The 18,180-nt window shown below is 59.7% G+C and carries 13 protein-coding genes; 8 read left to right on the forward strand and 5 right to left on the reverse strand.

Annotation, left to right across the window (positions count from 1 at the left end):
* The first annotated feature begins 222 nt into the window (after positions 1-222).
* The 5 genes from HXW87_RS15885 to HXW87_RS15905 all read left to right on the forward strand — a co-directional run bounded on the left by HXW87_RS15885 (position 223) and on the right by HXW87_RS15905 (position 6,576).
* The gene (locus tag HXW87_RS15885; RefSeq protein ID WP_239776542.1) at positions 223-2,073 is read left to right on the forward strand and encodes an extracellular solute-binding protein; all 1,851 of its coding nucleotides are present in this window, start codon (positions 223-225) and stop codon (positions 2,071-2,073) included.
* Positions 2,060-3,124 (forward strand): microcin C ABC transporter permease YejB, encoded by a 1,065-nt coding sequence (gene yejB, locus HXW87_RS15890; protein ID WP_239776543.1) that lies wholly within the window; start codon positions 2,060-2,062, stop codon positions 3,122-3,124. Before HXW87_RS15885 ends, yejB begins: the two co-directional genes overlap by 14 nt.
* Positions 3,124-4,146 (forward strand): ABC transporter permease, encoded by a 1,023-nt coding sequence (locus HXW87_RS15895; RefSeq protein ID WP_239776544.1) that lies wholly within the window; start codon positions 3,124-3,126, stop codon positions 4,144-4,146. Before yejB ends, HXW87_RS15895 begins: the two co-directional genes overlap by 1 nt.
* 1 nt (position 4,147) lies before the next feature.
* Complete coding sequence (locus HXW87_RS15900; protein WP_239776545.1) at positions 4,148-5,767, forward strand: ABC transporter ATP-binding protein; 1,620 nt, start codon at positions 4,148-4,150, stop codon at positions 5,765-5,767.
* A gap of 218 nt (positions 5,768-5,985) precedes the next feature.
* A complete protein-coding gene (locus tag HXW87_RS15905; RefSeq protein ID WP_131671723.1) occupies positions 5,986-6,576 on the forward strand; it encodes a hypothetical protein in 591 nt (196 codons plus the stop codon).
* Between the two features lie 56 nt (positions 6,577-6,632).
* Here HXW87_RS15905 and HXW87_RS15910 read toward each other — a convergent pair whose 3' ends face one another.
* Together HXW87_RS15910 and HXW87_RS15915 are read right to left on the reverse strand one after the other, a co-directional pair.
* Positions 6,633-6,950: an SCP2 sterol-binding domain-containing protein gene (locus HXW87_RS15910; protein ID WP_041072702.1), complete on the reverse strand. Its 318-nt coding sequence runs from the start codon at positions 6,948-6,950 to the stop codon at positions 6,633-6,635.
* Between the two features lie 49 nt (positions 6,951-6,999).
* Positions 7,000-7,710: a histidine phosphatase family protein gene (locus HXW87_RS15915; RefSeq protein ID WP_095695843.1), complete on the reverse strand. Its 711-nt coding sequence runs from the start codon at positions 7,708-7,710 to the stop codon at positions 7,000-7,002.
* 206 nt (positions 7,711-7,916) lie between these two features.
* Here HXW87_RS15915 and sohB point away from each other — a divergent pair, with 206 nt between their 5' ends.
* Both sohB and HXW87_RS15925 read left to right on the forward strand, forming a co-directional pair.
* On the forward strand, positions 7,917-8,948 hold the full coding sequence (gene sohB / locus HXW87_RS15920) for a protease SohB (RefSeq protein ID WP_239776546.1): 1,032 nt from the start codon (positions 7,917-7,919) through the stop codon (positions 8,946-8,948).
* Between the two features lie 420 nt (positions 8,949-9,368).
* Entirely contained in the window at positions 9,369-13,967 is a 4,599-nt protein-coding gene (locus tag HXW87_RS15925) for an NEL-type E3 ubiquitin ligase domain-containing protein (RefSeq protein ID WP_239776547.1), read from the forward strand.
* 88 nt (positions 13,968-14,055) lie between these two features.
* On the opposite strand, the gene HXW87_RS15930 is transcribed toward HXW87_RS15925, so the two are convergent.
* Positions 14,056-14,550 carry a DUF934 domain-containing protein gene (locus HXW87_RS15930; RefSeq protein WP_047291445.1) on the reverse strand — a complete coding sequence of 165 codons (495 nt, stop codon included), beginning with the start codon at positions 14,548-14,550 and terminating at the stop codon, positions 14,056-14,058.
* Complete coding sequence (locus HXW87_RS15935) at positions 14,534-16,192, reverse strand: nitrite/sulfite reductase (protein ID WP_047291448.1); 1,659 nt, start codon at positions 16,190-16,192, stop codon at positions 14,534-14,536. The genes HXW87_RS15930 and HXW87_RS15935 overlap by 17 nt, the downstream gene beginning before the upstream one ends.
* Positions 16,193-16,716: 524 nt before the next feature.
* Between HXW87_RS15935 and HXW87_RS15940 the strand changes: the two genes are divergently transcribed.
* Positions 16,717-17,790, forward strand: coding sequence for an ABC transporter substrate-binding protein (locus HXW87_RS15940; protein WP_239776548.1), 1,074 nt, complete (start codon positions 16,717-16,719; stop codon positions 17,788-17,790).
* Between the two features lie 6 nt (positions 17,791-17,796).
* Here HXW87_RS15940 and HXW87_RS15945 read toward each other — a convergent pair whose 3' ends face one another.
* Positions 17,797-18,015, reverse strand: coding sequence for a DUF2970 domain-containing protein (locus HXW87_RS15945; protein WP_025112547.1), 219 nt, complete (start codon positions 18,013-18,015; stop codon positions 17,797-17,799).
* Between the last annotated feature and the right edge of the window lie 165 nt (positions 18,016-18,180).

Genomic DNA, 18,180 nt, shown 5'->3' on the forward strand with positions numbered 1-18,180 from the left:
TTCATGGAAGGGGCGGGTTTTAGTCACTTATTGATCTAAGCCTGCCCTATAAAAATCGCCGGCCTGTTGCACATCACAGGTAGGCAGAAGGTTTGGTGATTGTTAGGGCCTCATCGCTGGCAAGCCAGCTCCCACAGGGATTTGTGAGCACCGCAAAACCTGTGGGCGCTGGCTTGCCAGCGATGAGGCCATAAACAGCGCCGTGCAAAAAAGGATCTGCCAATGTTCTCCAGGCTCATTCTGTTCAGCGCTTTTGCGCTGCTAAGCCCATTCAATTGGGCCGCTCCACAACCCGCCCTCACGGTCTACGGCGAAGCCCCCAAATACGCCCCGGACTTCCAGCACCTGGCTTACACCAATCCCAACGCTCCCAAGGGCGGGACACTGCGCCGCTCTTCGCTGGAAAGCGGCCCGTTCGATCACCTGATTCCGTACATCGACAAAGGCACTGGCGTCGCCGAGATCGACGGCTGGCTCTACGCGCCGCTGGCCTATCGCAGCAAGGACGAACCCTACAGCGTCTACGGTCTGGTGGCGCAGCAGATGGAGCTGGATGCGGATCGCCGCTGGTTGCGCTTTTACCTCAACCCCAAGGCCCGGTTCGACGACGGCACGCCAATCACTGCCGAAGACGTGCGTTACACCTTCGAGCTGTTTATCACTCAGGGCAGCCTCAAATACCGCCAACAGTTTCGTGACGTCGCCGACGTCGTGGTGGAGTCGCCGACGCAAGTGCGCTTCAACTTCAAGAACAAGGACAGCCGCACCTTGCCACTGGATCTGGCGACACTGCCGGTGTTGCCCGAACATTGGTGGCGCACGCGCAACTTCGCCGAGGGCGCCGGTTTCGAGATCCCGCCGGGCAGCGGCCCGTACCGCATCAGCGCGGTGGATGCCGGGCGCAGCGTGAAATTTCAACGCGTTGCCGACTGGTGGGCCAAGGACCTGCCGATTACGCGCGGCCTCTATAACTTCGATCACTTGAGTGTGGAGTTCTTCGCCGACACCGATGTTTCACGGCAAGTGCTCAAGGCTGGCGGCTTCGACTACAACCGCGAATTTTCCGCAACCAGTTACACCATCGGCTATGCCGGGGCAGCGCTGGAGCAGGGCAAACTGCTTCGCGAACATCTGGCGCCGGGTGCTGCGCAAGGTTCGCAGGGGTTCGTGTTCAACCTGCAAAAACCGCTGTTTCAGGATCGCCGGGTGCGGCAGGCGATCGCCATGCTCTGGGATTTTGAATGGAGCAACCGGCAGATGATGCGCAGCATGTACTTGCGTCAGCGCAGTTACTTCTCGCACAGCGCATTGGCGGCCACCGAGTTGCCGGACGCCGAGGAACTGAAAATCCTCGAACCGTGGCGCGGCGAGATCCCCGACGAGGTGTTTACCCAAGTCTTCGAAGCGCCGAAAACCGACGGCAGCGGCAACATTCGCGCCGAGCAGTTACAGGCCCTGAAACTGCTCGAAGCCGCCGGCTGGAAACCCCATGGCGATCAGTTGGTGAACGCCAAAGGCGAACCGCTGCAGTTCACCTTTCTCAACGGTCAGAAGGGTTTTGAACGGCTGCTGCTGCCGTTCAAGCGCAACCTGGCGCAGATCGGTGTCGGCTTCGATATTCGCCAAGTCGACACCGCGCAATACACCAACCGCGTGCGCAATCGCGACTACGACATGATCGTGGTCGGCTACCCGGTGAGTCAGGCGCCGGGGCGCGAGATGTTCAATTACTTCGGCTCCGACGGCGCCGACGATCCCGGCTCGAATAACTACATGGTGCTGCGTGATCCGGCGGTCGATGCCTTGCTCGAAGGGCTGGTGCAGGCCGACAACCGCGAAAGCATGCTGCGCCATGCCCACGCCCTGGATCGGGTGTTGCAGTGGGGTTACTACTGGATTCCCAATTACTACCCGCCGGGGATTTCCACAGTGTGGTGGAACCGTTTTGGCCGCCCGGCGACAGCGCCGCTGTATGACGCCGGGCTCGATACCTGGTGGGAAATCAGCCCGACCGCGTTGACCGCCACGCAGATGCAGCAACAGCAAAAGGAGTATGCGCATGTGGGGTTATAGCCTGCGGCGTCTGCTGCTGGTCGTGCCGACCTTGCTCGCCATTCTGCTGGTCAATTTCGTGATCGTGCAGGCCGCGCCGGGTGGCCCGGTGGAACAAGCCATCGCGCGCTTGCAGGGCATCGGAGTCGGCGCAGCGGTGGGCGGCGGTCATGTCGAAACCATTGGTGGCGAATCCCGCGCGACCCGAGGCCTGGACCCGAAACTGGTGGCCGACATCGAACGTCAGTACGGCTTCGACAAACCGGCCGGTGAACGCCTGTGGCTGATGCTCAAAAGCTACGCGCAGCTGGATTTCGGTCAGAGCTTTTTCCGCGGTGCCAGCGTCACCGAGCTGATTTGGCAAAAGCTCCCGGTGACTTTGTCGCTGGGCTTGTGGGCGACGTTGATCACCTATCTGGTGTCGATTCCGCTGGGCATTTGCAAGGCCGTGCACAACGGTTCGGCGTTCGATGTCTGGAGCAGCGTGGCGATCATCATCGGCTACGCAATGCCGGGCTTTCTGTTTGCGCTGCTGCTGATCATCGTGTTTGCCGGTGGCAGCGCGCTGGACTGGTTTCCGGTGCGCGGGCTGGTCTCGGACAACTTCGCCGAGTTGTCGCCGTGGGGCAAGGTTGCCGATTACTTCTGGCATCTGGTGCTGCCGGTCACCGCGTTGGTGATCGGCGGATTCGCCACCCTGACGATCCTCACCAAGAACAGCTTTCTCAACGAGATCTCGCGGCTGTACGTGCTGACGGCGCGGGCCAAGGGCTTGAGCCAGCGTCAGGTGTTGTACGGCCACGTGTTCCGCAATGCGATGCTGCTGGTGGTCGCCGGATTACCGCAGGCACTGGTGACGGTGTTTTTCGGCGGCTCGTTGCTGATCGAAGTGATCTTCTCCCTCGATGGCCTCGGCCGTCTGAGTTACGAGGCGGCGGTGTCGCGTGACTACCCGGTGGTGTTCGGTTCGCTGTTCATCTTCACCCTGTTCGGCCTGCTGATAAAACTGCTCGGCGACCTGTGCTACACGCTGGTCGACCCGCGCATCGACTTCACCGCGAGGACTGTCTGATGCTGACTCTATCTCCCATCGGACAGCGGCGCTGGGCGCGGTTCAAGGCGCATCGGCGTGGCTGGTGGTCGTTGTGGCTGTTTTTGCTGTTGTTCGGTCTGAGCCTGGGCGGCGAGCTCATCGCCAACGACAAACCGCTGCTGGTCGAGTATCAGGGCCAATGGTATTTCCCGGCGCTCAAACGCTACACCGAGCAGGATTTCGCCGGCGAACTGCCGTTCCAGCCGGACTATCGCAGCGCGCAGGTGCGGCAACTGATCGAAGAGCAGGGCGGACGGATGTGGTTTGCGCCGATCCCGTTCGGTTTCGATACCGTGAATTACGACCTGACCGATCCGGCACCGAGCCCGCCGAGCGCCGAGAACTGGCTGGGCACCGATGATCAGGCGCGGGATGTGCTCGCGCGGGTGATCTTTGGCACGCGGGTGTCGTTGCTGTTTGCCCTGGCGCTGACCGCTGCCAGTGCGCTGATCGGCATTGCGGCCGGTGCCTTGCAAGGCTATTACGGCGGTTGGGTCGATCTGCTCGGGCAGCGGTTGCTGGAGGTATGGTCGGGGCTGCCGGTGTTGTACCTGCTGATCATTCTGTCCGGGTTCGTCGAGCCGAATTTCTGGTGGTTGCTGGGGATCATGGCGCTGTTTTCCTGGCTGAGTCTGGTGGATGTGGTGCGCGCCGAGTTTCTGCGCAGCCGCGGTCTGGAATACGTGAAAGCCGCGCGGGCGTTGGGCGTTGGCGATGTGCAGGTGATCTGTCGGCACATCCTGCCCAATGCGATGAGCGCGACCCTGACGTACCTGCCGTTCATTCTCACCGGAGCGATTGCCACGCTGTCGGCACTGGATTTTCTCGGATTCGGCATGCCCGCCGGCAGCGCTTCGCTGGGCGAATTGATCGGTCAGGGCAAGAGCAATCTGCAAGCGCCGTGGTTAGGGCTGACGGCGTTTTTTGCCCTGGCGCTGATTCTTTCTCTGTTGGTGTTCATCGGTGAGGCTTGCCGAGATGCTTATGATCCAAGGACTTGAGATGAGCGAAAATCTGATCGAAATACGCAACCTGCGTGTGACATTCAACGGCCAGCCTGTGGTGCATGGCATCGACCTCGATATTCGTCCGGGCGAATGCCTGGCGCTGGTCGGCGAGTCCGGCTCGGGCAAATCGGTGACCGCTCACAGCATCCTGCAATTGCTCGACCCGAACATCACGCGGATCGACGGCAGCATTCGTTATGCCGGCGAAGAGCTGCTCGGCGTGCATGAGCGTTATCTGCGCCAGTTACGCGGCAACCGTATTGCGATGATTTTTCAGGAGCCGATGAGTTCGCTGAATCCACTGCACACGATCGAGCGGCAACTCGGTGAGAGCCTGGCGCTGCACAAAGGCCTGGCGGGCGCGCAGGCCCGTGAACGGATGCTTGAACTGCTCGAACTGGTTGGCATTCAGAACCCGCGCGAACGGCTCAAGGCCTATCCGCATCAACTCTCCGGCGGCCAGCGCCAACGGGTGATGATCGCCATGGCGCTGGCCTGTGAGCCGCAATTGTTGATCGCAGACGAACCCACCACTGCACTGGACGTGACGGTACAGCGCAGGATTCTGTTGCTGCTCAAGAAATTGCAGCAGCGCCTGGGCATGGCGCTGCTGATCATCAGCCACGACCTCAATCTGGTGCGAACCCTCGCGCAGCGGGTGGCGGTGATGCGCGGTGGACGGATCGTCGAACAGGCGCCGTGCGAGCAGTTGTTCAGTGCGCCGCAGCATCCTTACAGCATTGAATTGCTGAATGCCGAGCCGGGCGGGCATGCCTTGTGTCTCGGCGCGACAGAGGACTTGTTGCAGGTGCGCGATCTGAAGGTGCGTTTTCGTCTGAGCGGCGGTTGGCTGCGGCGCAACACCTGGCTGGACGCGGTGAAGGGCATCGATCTGAATCTGCAGCGCGGCAAAACGCTGGGGATTGTCGGCGAGTCGGGCTCGGGCAAGTCGACATTGGGCCAGGCGATTCTGCGTCTGATCGACGCCGAGGGCAGCATTCACTTTGCCGGTGAGGCGCTGCAACAGTTGAGCGGCAAGCAGTTGCGACCCCTGCGCAGGCGCCTGCAGGTGGTGTTTCAGGATCCGTTCGGCAGTCTCAGCCCGCGCCTGTGTGTGGAGCAGATCATTGCCGAGGGTTTGCAGGTGCACAGCGATTTGAATGCTGCCGAGCGCGAACAGACGGTGATCGACGCGCTGCGCGAGGTCGGCCTCGATCCGGCCACCCGACATCGTTATCCGCACGAGTTCTCCGGTGGCCAGCGGCAGCGGATTGCCATCGCCCGGGCGCTGGTACTCAAGCCAGATCTGATTCTGCTCGATGAGCCGACCTCGGCGCTGGATCGCACGGTGCAGAAGCAGATCGTTGCTTTATTGCGGCGACTGCAGGAAGAGCATGGGCTGACTTACCTGTTCATCAGTCATGACCTGGCGGTGGTGCGGGCGTTGGCCCATGACTTGATTGTGATGAAGGAGGGGGAGGTGGTGGAGCGTGGTCGGACGGATGAGCTGTTTAGGGCGGCGCGGCATCCTTATACGCAGGAGCTGCTGGCGGCATCGTTTGTCACGACGATTTTGCCTGCTACACATACGGACAAACTTTTATCCGTGGTGTAGTTCCGTTACATTCCGCGCCCTGGCCAATACAAGGAAGTAGATGATGGCAAACCCATTTCCTTCCTCGGCAGCGCCACCGCTCATGGCGGCATGATCATCACTGCTCCGGTGACGTTTTCGTCGGCACGGCAGTCGGTGCCGTGCCGTTCACCCCGATCGTACCGTGCCCAAGCATAGCGAACGCTTTCAAATGGTCGACGAAACCACCGGCGAAAACCATGACTGTTAATTTTCACAAGCGCGTGGGTCTCATAGCGGCCTTTTTGCTGGTTTTTAGTGCGATGGGTCTCTATCTGCACACAAGGGAAGATGCAATGAGCGAGAAAGTGATGATGTACTACGGCGACTGGAGTCCGGAAGAAAACCGTTTTGATGCAACAAAATGGTTTCGTACCGATATGTACCGCAGTGATGTTGTCGATGGAAAAAAAAGCGCCGTAACCATGCTGCGTAATAGACCGTTACCTTTTAAGCCAAGCGACAACGATGAGTTGGTAGCTGGCGCCATTGTGGCCCTCGAGGCGGCGTATCCGCCGGTCAATGGTGACTTGCTTGGCAAGGAATGGCCGATGCTGATTCCACGTATCCGCTACCGTTACAGCGCTTTCGAAGCGCCGGATCAGCCGCAGGATTATTACAACATTTATCTGAAGTACCAGGGTGAGCGGTATGTCATCACTTTCGCCCGGGATGCGCAAACCGGTGAAATCATTCCAGGGGGTAGTGTCCAGTTGATGTACCCCGAGAGTGAGACCCAGATCGCCGATCGGCAGGTCTTCAAAGAGCTGGACGCCGCCGGCATCCAATGACCCGGAAATGACAAATCCCGCCATCAAGGCGGGATTTGTTTGTAATGCGACGAATCTTACGACGGGAACAGCTCGGACAGCTTCATCGACAGCATCATGTCGCCTTCAACGCGCAGCTTGCCGCCCATGAACGCTTGCATGCCGTCGGTTTCACCGCTGACGATGTCTTTCAGCGTTGCGCTGTCCAGTACCAGCGTGCAGTTGGCGTTGGCGTTTTCGCCTTCCTGAATGTCGCAAGTACCGTCTTTGACGATCAGCGCGTAGTGCTTGTCTTCGTCGGTGATGTTGAAACCGAAGACCAGATCCAGACCGGCAGCGGCGGCTGGGTTGAACTTGGCTTGCATCGCTTTTACGGCATCAGCTACGGAGGTCATGGTTCGATCCTTTATGGGTTGATTGCAGCAGGGTCACAGTAATCCGGACTCAACGGTAAGTGATGAGTTCCGGGGCCTTCAGCAGTTGCAGATGCGCATGACTGTTGAAGGAAGCCAGAGTCACCTCGCGACCGCGGAATTTCAGCTGGTTGAGCGAGGTGTTGACGATTTGCCAATTCAGTTCAAAGGCCTGCCTGGCCGGTATTTGGGTAATCAGGTGGAGCAGGGCGGTAATGGTGCCGCCGGAGGTGAATACGGCGACTTTCTGATTGCCGTCGGCCTGTTCGAGGATGCGCTGGAGCCCCCCCTGAACCCGTTCGACGAAACCCAGCCAGCTTTCCAGCCCGGGGGTGTCGTGGGTGCCGGCCAGCCAGCGCTCGATGACCAGCGCGAAGATGCGCTGGAACTCGGCGCGGTTCTGCGCGGCGTTGCGCAGGATGTCGATGGCTTCCGGCTCGTCCTCCAGCATGGCGGGGATCAGCGCACGAATCACTGCGTCGGCGTCGAACTCGTTGAACGCAGAGTCGGTTTCCAGCGTCGGTACCGACAGGCCCTTGGCGCTGAATTGTTCCAGCGCGCTGCTGGCCGTGTGTTGCTGGCGGCGCAGGTCGCCCGCCAGGCAGCGATCGAAACGGATTCCCAACTCGGCCAGGTGCTGGCCGAGGATTTCTGCCTGGCGCACACCGATGGGCGACAGGACGTCATAGTCGTCTGCACCAAAGGAGGCCTGGCCATGTCGAATCAGATAGATGCTGCCCACGTCCGCGTCATCCCGGTACGTTGAAGGTTGTGGCGAGGTTATGAGGATGACGGAGTGCTGTCAATGAAAAAACATACGCTTGTTTGAAATGCCCGTTACAGGCCTGTTGCCAGAGGTTTCACGGCTGGCCGAGGAGGCGGCGCATGGGTATGCTGGAACCATCCCGCGCGTGTTTTTGCATCCGCGCATTGTTTTAAGGAGTCTCTGTGGAGTTTTTCACCGAATACGCCAGCTTCCTGGCCAAGACTGTAACGCTGGTGGTCGCCATTCTGGTGGTGCTCGCCAGTTTTGCTGCGTTGCGCAGCAAGGGCCGGCGCAAGTCGTCCGGGCAGTTGCAGGTCAGCAAGCTCAATGATTTCTATAAAGGCTTGCGTGAGCGCCTGGAGCAGACCCTGCTCGACAAGGATCAGCTCAAGGCCCTGCGCAAGGGTCAGGCCAAATCGGAGAAGTCCGAGAAGAAGCAAAAGAACAAGCCCGAGGCCAAATCCCGGGTGTTCGTGCTGGATTTCGACGGTGATATCAAAGCCTCGGCCACCGAGAGCCTGCGTCACGAAATCACCGCATTGCTGACCCTCGCCACGCCGAAGGACGAAGTGGTGCTGCGCCTGGAAAGTGGTGGTGGCATGGTGCACAGCTATGGTCTGGCCTCATCGCAACTGGCGCGGATCCGTGAGGCCGGCGTGCCGTTGACCGTGTGCATCGACAAGGTCGCCGCCAGCGGCGGCTACATGATGGCGTGCATCGGCGAGAAGATCATCAGCGCTCCGTTCGCGATTCTCGGCTCGATCGGGGTAGTTGCACAGTTGCCCAACGTCAACCGACTGCTGAAAAAGCACGACATCGATTTCGAAGTGCTGACCGCGGGTGAGTACAAACGCACCCTCACCGTATTTGGCGAAAACACTGAGAAGGGCCGGGAGAAGTTTCAGGAAGACCTGGACATCACCCACCAGTTGTTCAAGAACTTCGTGGCCCGTTATCGGCCACAACTGGCCATCGATGAAGTGGCTACCGGAGAAATCTGGCTGGGCGTCGCGGCGCTGGACAAACAATTGGTCGATGAACTCAAGACCAGCGACGAATACCTGGCCGACAAGGCGAAGAAAGCCGAGGTCTACCACCTGCATTACGCCGAGCGCAAAAGCCTGCCGGAACGCATCGGCATGGCCGCCAGTGGTTCGGTGGAACGCGTGTTGGTGAACGGCTGGAGTCGCCTGACCCAGCAACGCTTCTGGTAAGCCACTTGCATAAAAGGCCCTTCATTGTTCTGCAATGAAGGGCCTTTTTATTGAGGTGGTATATATGTATTTTTTAAGTTTGAAATGTTGATTGTGCGAGCGTTGGTTTGATCTGTTATTCGCGCTTTTATAAAGAGGTCGGCTCGCTAAGCTGATGACTCCTTTAAGTGCGTGAGATCATCAATGTCCTCGTTAACCGATACAACTGCGTCAGCCACGCCAACTTCAGAACAGAAAGGCCTCTTTTTTTATTTGATCAAAAAGAATGCACCGCCCTGGATATTGGCGGCTTCCGGGGCGTTGCGCCGCGAACTCTACGACAGCCTCATTGACAGTCATCGCACGCGCAGTACCGCAGGCGCGCTCCTGAACAAACTGCAGTCACCCGAGCAGTTTTGCGCCCCCTTGCTGGCCAAGGCCATGTCCGACAAGCTGTCCACGCCTGTGGATGTGTCTGGCGTAGTGTTTCAACACGTGCGTTCAACGTCGAGCCTGCTGGGACTGCGCAAAAAACTGGTGCTGCCGATCAATCGCGATCTGCTGGTCGCCGCGTGCGAGAACTTCGAATCCCGCGAAACCGAGGCAAAAAACTACAGCGACACTTCACTGATCTATATCCCACAGAAACTGAACGCTGGCGTGGCTTCGATATTGCCAATACAACCCCATGAGTTTGCGCAATTGTGCCGGACACTGGATCTGGGCAAGCAATATCAGACTCATCTTGAATCGGTATTTGAACTTAACGTCGAATCGAACAATGTGCTTACCCAGTGCGCTGCTCATGTGCGAAGTTGTTTTGATGTGGAACGGCATATTGCGCTGATGAAAAAACATATCAGCACGTCGGTTCACCAAATGTTGAAGTGCGTGAAGGACGGCGACAGCACGATCAAGCTGGGGAAAAACACCCTCGGGTATCAGAGTCTGGAAATGTTCAACATGACCCTGCATGGCCCGTTGTTCATCGGGCCTGTCAGCGAGCATGCCGACGATGATTATCGCTGCGCCGTTTACCTGCCGGGCGATCCGCTGCATCCGCTGAAAGAGTACGCCTCGTTCACCGACTTTGAGGTCGAGTTGAGCGGGCGCCTGAAAAATCCGGCGTTCAAGACGTTTTTCATGGGCTTCCTGAAGCTGGGCGAGCGCGCGGCCTTTCAACAGGAACTGAACATTCGTTTATACCCCGGTGGCAGTTCACTACTGACGAGCACCGGCACTTACGTGACGTTGACGGGTGTCGATATCGAGGGCGATCCCTTTACCGGGATACACCGTCAGCAGGTTGCGCGGACCTTGGCCGACGCCCGGCTTCTGGTGGTTCCCACGGATGATGAAGACGAGAAAACCCGCCTCGCACGCCTGGAGACCTTCAAGGAAATCGGTATCGATCTATTGCTGGTCGCGGCCTCGTTTTTGCCCGGAGTGGGTGAAGTGCTGTTGACGGTGGGTACTCTGCAACTTCTGTCGCACGTGTATGAGGGCATTGCGAGTTGGACCCGTGGCGAGCAGGAGCAGGCCACGGATCACCTGTTCGATGTCATCGAAAACATCATTCTGATGGCCGCTTTTGCCGCCGGGACGAAAGTCGTCGGGGCGGCCTATAAAACTGTCAGGTCGTCGGCCTTCATCGAACGTTTGATCGTGGTCAATCCGGGCGGTGGACGCCTGCGCCTGTGGAAGCCGGACCTCAAGGCTTTTCGTCAACATCGGCGGTTGCCCAAAGGATTGCCCGTCGACGAGCGCGGGTTACGTTGGCTCGAGGGACAGGCTTACGTCACCCTCGACTCCGTTCGGTACGCAGTGCATCAGCAACCCGAGACCGAACTGTGGGAAGTGCTGCCTCCACCGGGCGCAGCAGAAAGCTACCGTCCGTTGCTCGAAACCAATGACCGCGGCGCCTGGCGTCATGACTCGGAGCGGGTGCAGGAGTGGGGGCGGCTGACGTTGTTCCGTCGTTTCGGCTACACCAGAGAAGCGATCCCGGACGCCATGGCGACGCGTGTTCTGGCGGTCAGTGGACTTGATGACAGCGTGTTGCGGCAGGTGCATATCGATCAGGTGCAGACCCCGGCACTGTTGGTCGATACCGCGCAACGTTTCATGGCGGACGCTGCAGTCAAAGCGTTTATCGAACAGTTACAGACGCCGAATACGGCAGCGCTGGCGGACCCTGATCTGCAGTTGCATGTGCTCACCAGCGCGGCGAAATGGCCCTCCGATAACGCAATCAGCGTGGTCAACGCATTGGATTACCCGGTCAACCGTTACGGTTCGCAAACCGCCAAGAGCGTTATCCGGCTGACTGAGGACGCGCTGCACAACGGTCAGTTGCACCGTTTGCTGTTGTCGAAGCTGTCGCGCAATCAGCGAGAAAGCCTGCTCGGCAACGCGTCGACGAACACTGAAGTACAAGCACAGGAACTGGCACGGATCGTTGCTGAACAGGCTCAAACCGCGCGCCCCGATTTGTTCCGGCGGGTATACCAGCGTAGCCAGGTCCCAGGCCATCCCCGGGTCGCGGTACTGATGCAACACTTTCCCGAGCTGCCCGCCAGTGCCGCCGAAGAGCTGGTGAATAATGCGTTCAGTGGCGAATGGCGCGAGCTGGACGCGAAACGCGTGCCCTTGCGGCCGGCGGAGGAGGCCCGGCGCTATCAGCAGATGATCCGTGTCTGTCGCGCCTACGAAGGTCTGTATCTCGACGGGGTGGGAGGGCAGTACACCAATCGACTGGTGCTCGATGCACTCAAACACCTCCCGGGCTGGTCGGACGCCGCGTTCGTGCAAATACTCGAATGGACCGCGACCCATGATTCGGCAGCCGCGATCGGGCCGGCGACAGCGAGCGAGCGCACGGTGGTCAGCGTGTTCGAGGATCGAATCAACGTCATTCAGGGCACCGACGCACCGCTTGTCACATTCACCAGGCGCACCCGCGAACACTATTTCCGCGCGCTCTGGATGGGGCTTTCGGCACAGCGCAGGACGGCGCTGGGCGTACAGGCGGAAAATGGTGCTGCCGCGCTGCAGGAAAAGATTACCCGCGTGGCGCAGGAGCGACGGACGATCTTCGCGCAGAGCGTCGGCGCGCGTCTCGGAGAGCTGTCACCCATGGGACTGGCCGAGCGTACTGCTGTCGTGTCCGGTGCGACCTCCGGCGAGGTGACCAATGTCATGGTGCGCCGGGCTCTGGAGCTGTATCCGATGCACACCCCTGCGCAGATTCATCGTCTGCTCAACGCTCTGGGCACCAACGAAATCAAGGTGCTGATGAAGCTCGAAGCGCTGCGGCTGGAGTTTTTCGCGCTCAGAGAAACCTTGAGTCGCTGGGTCAGCCGTCAGACCTGGCATTTGAGCGCCGATGGCACACGGCAGCCGACTCCCCGAGACAGCAAGCTGCGCGCCATGCGCGCGATCATTCGCAGTTGGCGCAAGGAACCGGGGAATGTGGCTGCAGACCAAAGTTTATATGGCACCTTGCGGTTCGCGCCGGAGCCTTTGGGGGAGCTGCCGCCGGTGGTGGCCGATTTCAGTCATGTCGGGCGGGTCATCATGGACGGTGTGATGCCCCATGCCGGACTGAACGAATTTCTGCGCAACTTCAGCCAGTTGCGCAGCCTGTCACTGAGCGACAATCAGCTCACCCAGTTGCCCGAGTCGCTGGAGCGGATACGCTGGCTGACGCATCTGGACCTGAGCAGCAATCGCCTGCAGTCCTCTGAAGCATCGCTTGCTCAATTGGGGCGGATGAAAGACTTGCGGGTGCTGCACCTTGATTTCAACCCGAACCTGGCGCAATTGCCCGATCTCGGTGGGCTGGCGCATCTTGAGCAGTTGACCGTGCGCGGTAGCCGGATGACACACTGGCCACAGCGCCTGTCCGGGCTGCGTCGATTGCAGTTGCTGGATCTGCGCGACAATCGGATTGAAACCCTGCCAGCGCGGGCGTTCGATACTACTCAATTGCCGCAGATGATTCGCTTGCACGGCAATCCGTTGTCCTCCGAAACGCTGAAAAACATCGCGACTTATCAGCAGACCTTCAGCGGTCGTTTCGGTGTGACGGCGATGGAGGGGCGCAAATCCCCCCTGCAAACCGTGGCGCGGGAAGATCAGAGTGTGCAGTGGCTGGCCGGGGAAAGTGCCAGCGTGGCGTCGTCCCGGCGCGAGGTATGGGAGGCGCTGCGCGCGTTACCTGATTCCGCTGACTTTTTTCAAGTGCTGTTGCAACTGGTGCACACCGCAGAATTTACCCACGTGTATCCGCATTTGCGCCAGCGTGTCTGGGATGTGGTGGACGCGGCTGCCGGCGATCAGCGCCTGCGTCGGTCATTGTTCAATGCGGCGCGCAGTGCCAGGGTCAGTGTCGACGGCTACAGCGCGTTGTTCAGCGAAATGGAAGTGCTGGTCTTGTGTTTCCGGGCGAGCGCGGCGGCCTCCGCCGGTGTGCAGGTGCTGGAAGCGCAACTGGTGAGTCGGCTCAAGGGCCTGTTCCGTTTGCACGAAGTGGAAAGCCTTGCGCTGGCGGACATCAGCGCACGTTTCCACACCGCGCCGATGGACTACGATCAGGCGCTGCAAGTCAGCCTGGCCTATCGGGTTGGTCTGGCGCAACGCCTGAACCTGCCGGCGCAGCCGCAGACGCTGAGCAAACCCTTGAATATCGAGGTATCGCCGACCGTCCTGGATCAGGCCTTTCAACAGGTGCTCAAGACCGAAAGCAGCGGCGCCTTACGCGACTGGAGCGTAGCGCAGACGTTCTGGGTCGAGTACCTGGAGTCGGCTCACGGTGATCGGTTTTCCGCCGTGAACGAACAGACGTCGCGGGAAATGGCTCAATTGGAAGGGCAGATCGAACTGACGCGCGAGGCGGCCTCGACGCAGATGAATGCCATCCTCGACAACTTCGGTAATCAGCGCCGGGAATTGATCGGGCAACTGACGGATCAGGCGTTGGCACGCCACGCCGAACTCGACGCAGCAAAGGCCGCGACGGCTGAAATGATGGAGGCTTGATGCGGCGTCGCTTGCACGCAACGCTTGGCGTTAACGCCCGGAATGAACAACGCCTTGAGCCCGATTGCAGGCTCAAGGCGTTTTTCGATCAGCGACGACGGAACAGCGGCAGCGGTTCGTCGGTGGCGGCCTGATAGGTGACCGAGAAGTCCTTCAGGCTTTCCAGTGCTTCGTACGGGTCCTTGTCGGCGCGCAAGGCGAACGCATCGAAACCGCAGCGGTGCATGTAGAACAACTGGTCACGCAGCACATCGCCAATCGCCCGCAGTTCGCCTTTGAAACCGTAACGGTCGCGCAGCAGGCGGGCGTTGGAGTAGTTGCGGCCATCGGTGAAGGCCGGGAAGTTCAGCGCGATGACCTGAAACTCGGCCACGTCGTTACCGATCTCCTCGGCTTCTTCATCGGCGTCCAGCCACACACCCAGTCCGCCGTCGCGGGCCTTGAGCATGCGGCTGTGTTCACGCCAAAGCTGCAACGGAACAATCAGATCGTCGCAATTGCTGATGTCGTCGATGTTGAAATCTTTCGGCAGCAAGTGCCAGGTTTCGTCGACGACTTCGTTGTTCTTAATGATTCGCTGCATAGACGCGTTCCTTGAAGAGGTCGATGCCAATACGCTGGTAGGTGTCGATGAAGCGCTCGTCTTCGGTACGTTGTTCAACGTACACGTCGATCAGCTTCGAGATCACGTCCGGCATGTCGTCCTGGGCAAAGGACGGGCCGAGGATCTTGCCCAGGCTCGCGTCACGGCTGGCGCTGCCACCGAGGGACACTTGGTAGAACTCTTCCCCTTTCTTGTCCACCCCGAGAATGCCGATGTGACCGACGTGGTGGTGACCACAGGCGTTCATGCAGCCGGAGATGTTCAGGTCCAGCTCACCGATGTCGAACAGGTAGTCCAGGTCGTCGAAACGGCGCTGGATCGATTCGGCGATCGGGATCGACTTGGCGTTGGCCAGCGAGCAGAAATCACCGCCCGGGCAGCAGATGATGTCGGTCAACAGGCCGATGTTTGGCGTGGCGAAGCCGCTTTCACGCAGCTCGCCCCACAGGGTGAACAGTTGGCTCTGCTCGACATCGGCCAGGATGATGTTCTGCTCGTGCGACGTGCGCAGTTGGCCGAAGCTGTAACGCTCGGCCAGGTCGGCGACAGCGTCGAGCTGCTTGTCGGTGATGTCGCCCGGAGCAACGCCGGTCGGTTTCAGCGACAGGGTCACCGCGACATACCCCGGCTTCTTGTGCGCCAGGGTGTTGCGCGAGCGCCAGCGGGCGAAACCCGGATGCTCCTTGTCGAGTTCGGCCAGGGCCGCGGTCTGGTTCTCCAGAACCTTGTAGTCCGGATCGACGAAGTGCTTGGCGACGCGATGCAGTTCGGCTTCGGTCAGTGTGGTCTGGCCGCCGCGCAGGTGCTCCATCTCGGCATCGACTTTTTGCGCGAAGACTTCGGGGGTCAGCGCCTTGACGAGGATCTTGATCCGCGCCTTGTATTTGTTGTCGCGACGGCCATAGCGGTTGTACACACGCAGGATGGCGTCGAGGTAGCTCAACAGGTCCTGCCACGGCAGGAACTCGTTGATGAATGCGCCGACCACCGGGGTACGGCCCAGGCCACCGCCGACCAGTACACGGAAACCCAGTTCGCCGGCGGCGTTGTGGACCGGCTCCAGGCCGATGTCGTGAACTTCGATGGCGGCACGGTCAGCGGTCGAACCGTTGACGGCAATCTTGAATTTGCGTGGCAGGTAGGCGAATTCCGGGTGGAATGTGGTCCACTGACGGACGATTTCGCACCATGGGCGTGGGTCGATCACCTCATCGGCGGCGACACCGGCGAACTGGTCGGTGGTGACGTTGCGCAGGCAGTTGCCGCTGGTCTGGATCGCGTGCATTTGCACGGTGGCCAGTTCCGCGAGGATGTCCGGAATGTCTTCCACCGCCGGCCAGTTGAACTGCACGTTCTGCCGGGTACTGATGTGGGCGTAGCCCTTGTCGTAGTCGCGGGCAATCTTCGCCATCATGCGCACCTGACGGGAAGTCAGTTGGCCGTAAGGCACCGCCACGCGCAACATCGGCGCAAAACGCTGGATGTACAGGCCATTTTGCAGGCGCAGGGGGCGGAATTCTTCTTCGCTCAGCTCACCTGCCAGATAGCGTCGGGTCTGATCACGGAACTGCTTGACGCGGTCCTCGATGATCCGCTGATCGTACTCGTCGTATACGTACATATAAGTCCTGTTCTCAGGCTTTGGGCTACTCGGAAAACGCTGCGTTTTCGCTTGCTGGAGTCCGATGGTGCCTCTGCAATTACGCGCGCACGGCCGCGCACTCCCTAACGGAGCCGGGGCAATATACCCGTTTGCAGTTATGCGCAAAAGTGATGTTTGAGTATATGTAAAGAACCAAATCGCCTAACGAGAATGGTTGTTGATTAACCCACATTTGTCGCGGGGACAATCATCGTCTTAACTGTGATCGAGTCTTTCTGCAATCACCGATAAAACCGACAAGAGGCGATGCAATGAGCAATCCGACCAAGGCAAAGAAAAGCGATAGCAGTGTCGATGCATGGGCCATTCTGTTCCTGATTATTCTGGTCGTAGGGACAGCGGTATTCTGGGTCAGCCATCAGTAAACGACCGATCCGGGTCCGCTTCCGACGATTGTCGGACAAAAAACGGGATCAGGCGTCAATAGCCGCTGATTCGGGGGCTATAATGCGCGGCCATTTTTCCTTGGGCCCGGGTCTTTCATGTTGAAGTTTTTCTGCCTCAGCCTCCTGCTGTTCGGTGCGGTTTTCGGATCCGCAGCCCGGGCAGAGTCGGTGCTGTTCCTCAACCCGGGTACGACTCAGGAAGCGTTCTGGGTCAGCTATTCGCAATTCATGCAAGCGGCGGCCCACGACCTTGGCATCGATTTGCAGATCCTCTATTCCCGACGCCAGCCCGAACTCACCGTGGCCCAGGCCAGGATTGCCCTGCAGGGACCGAACCGGCCCGACTACCTGATGTTTGTCAACGAGCAGTACGTTGCACCACAGATCCTGCGACTGGCGGAAGGCAGCGGGGTCAAGCTGTTCATGGTCAACGCGGTGCTGACCGCCGATCAGCAGGCGCTGGTCGGCGAGCGGGCCGATCGCATTGGCAGCCTGGTGCCCAATGACGAGGAGGGCGGCTACCTGATGATGAAAGAGTTGATTCGCTTGCATCCGCCAGTGGCGCGAGACGAGCCGATCGAAGTGCTGGCGTTTTCCGGTCTGAAGATCACGCCATCGGCGCAATTGCGCGAGCGCGGCATGCAGCGTGCCTTGGCCGAGCATCCTCAGGTGCGCCTGCGACAACTGGTGTACAGCGGCTGGACACGGCAGCGCGCCTACGAACAGGCGCGGCAACTGGTCAGCCGGTATCCGAAGGTGTCACTGGTGTGGTCGGCGAATGACGAGATGGCGTTCGGCGCCATGCGCGCGTTTGCCGAAGCGGGCAAGGTGCCGGGCAAGGACGTGCTGTTCAGCGCGGTCAATACCTCATCCGAGGCGTTGCAGGCGGTGATCGATGGACGCCTGAGCGCACTGGTGGGCGGTCATTTCACCCTCGGTGGCTGGGCGCTGGTGGAGTTGCATGATTATGACCAGGGCGTCGACCTGGCCCGTTACGGCGGTCGTGATCGCCAGGTGCCGTTGCTGCAACTGATCGACAAGCATCAGGCCCGGCAAATTCTGGCCATGGGCTCGGCACCGGGTTACGGGGTGGGCTTTCGCAAGCTGTCCGCCAAGGGGCGTCCGGCCTCGTATCGTTACCCGTTCGAGCTGCAGACCCTGATGCACTGACCGCCCTCAGACCCCGGCGAAATGCAGCACCAGTTTGACGATGGCAAACAGGGTCAGGGCGAACACGGCGGTGAAGCCGATCCCCAGGATCACGAAGTGGCTGGGCTTGCCATGGGTGAAGTCCCTTGCCCGATTCTTCCCGCTTTGCACGCCAAATGCCGCCGCCATCACGCTGTGCAGCATCTGCCAGAAGCTCGGTGGTTTGTTGTCGACTGGATCGTCCATAAATCCCCCGTCCGAAAGGCTGTCCCGACAGCATAGTCAATCCTGCGGGTTGTGCCGTGGTCGCACGGGGGACCCTGACGTGTCCGGACATAGGTTCAAGGCCATGCGATAACTATGTACCGCAGGTCACTGCGGCGGACATGGTGTCCTGTGCTCCCATTATTC

Source organism: Pseudomonas sp. Y5-11 (genome assembly GCF_022368695.1).
Lineage (GTDB): Bacteria > Pseudomonadota > Gammaproteobacteria > Pseudomonadales > Pseudomonadaceae > Aquipseudomonas > Aquipseudomonas parakoreensis.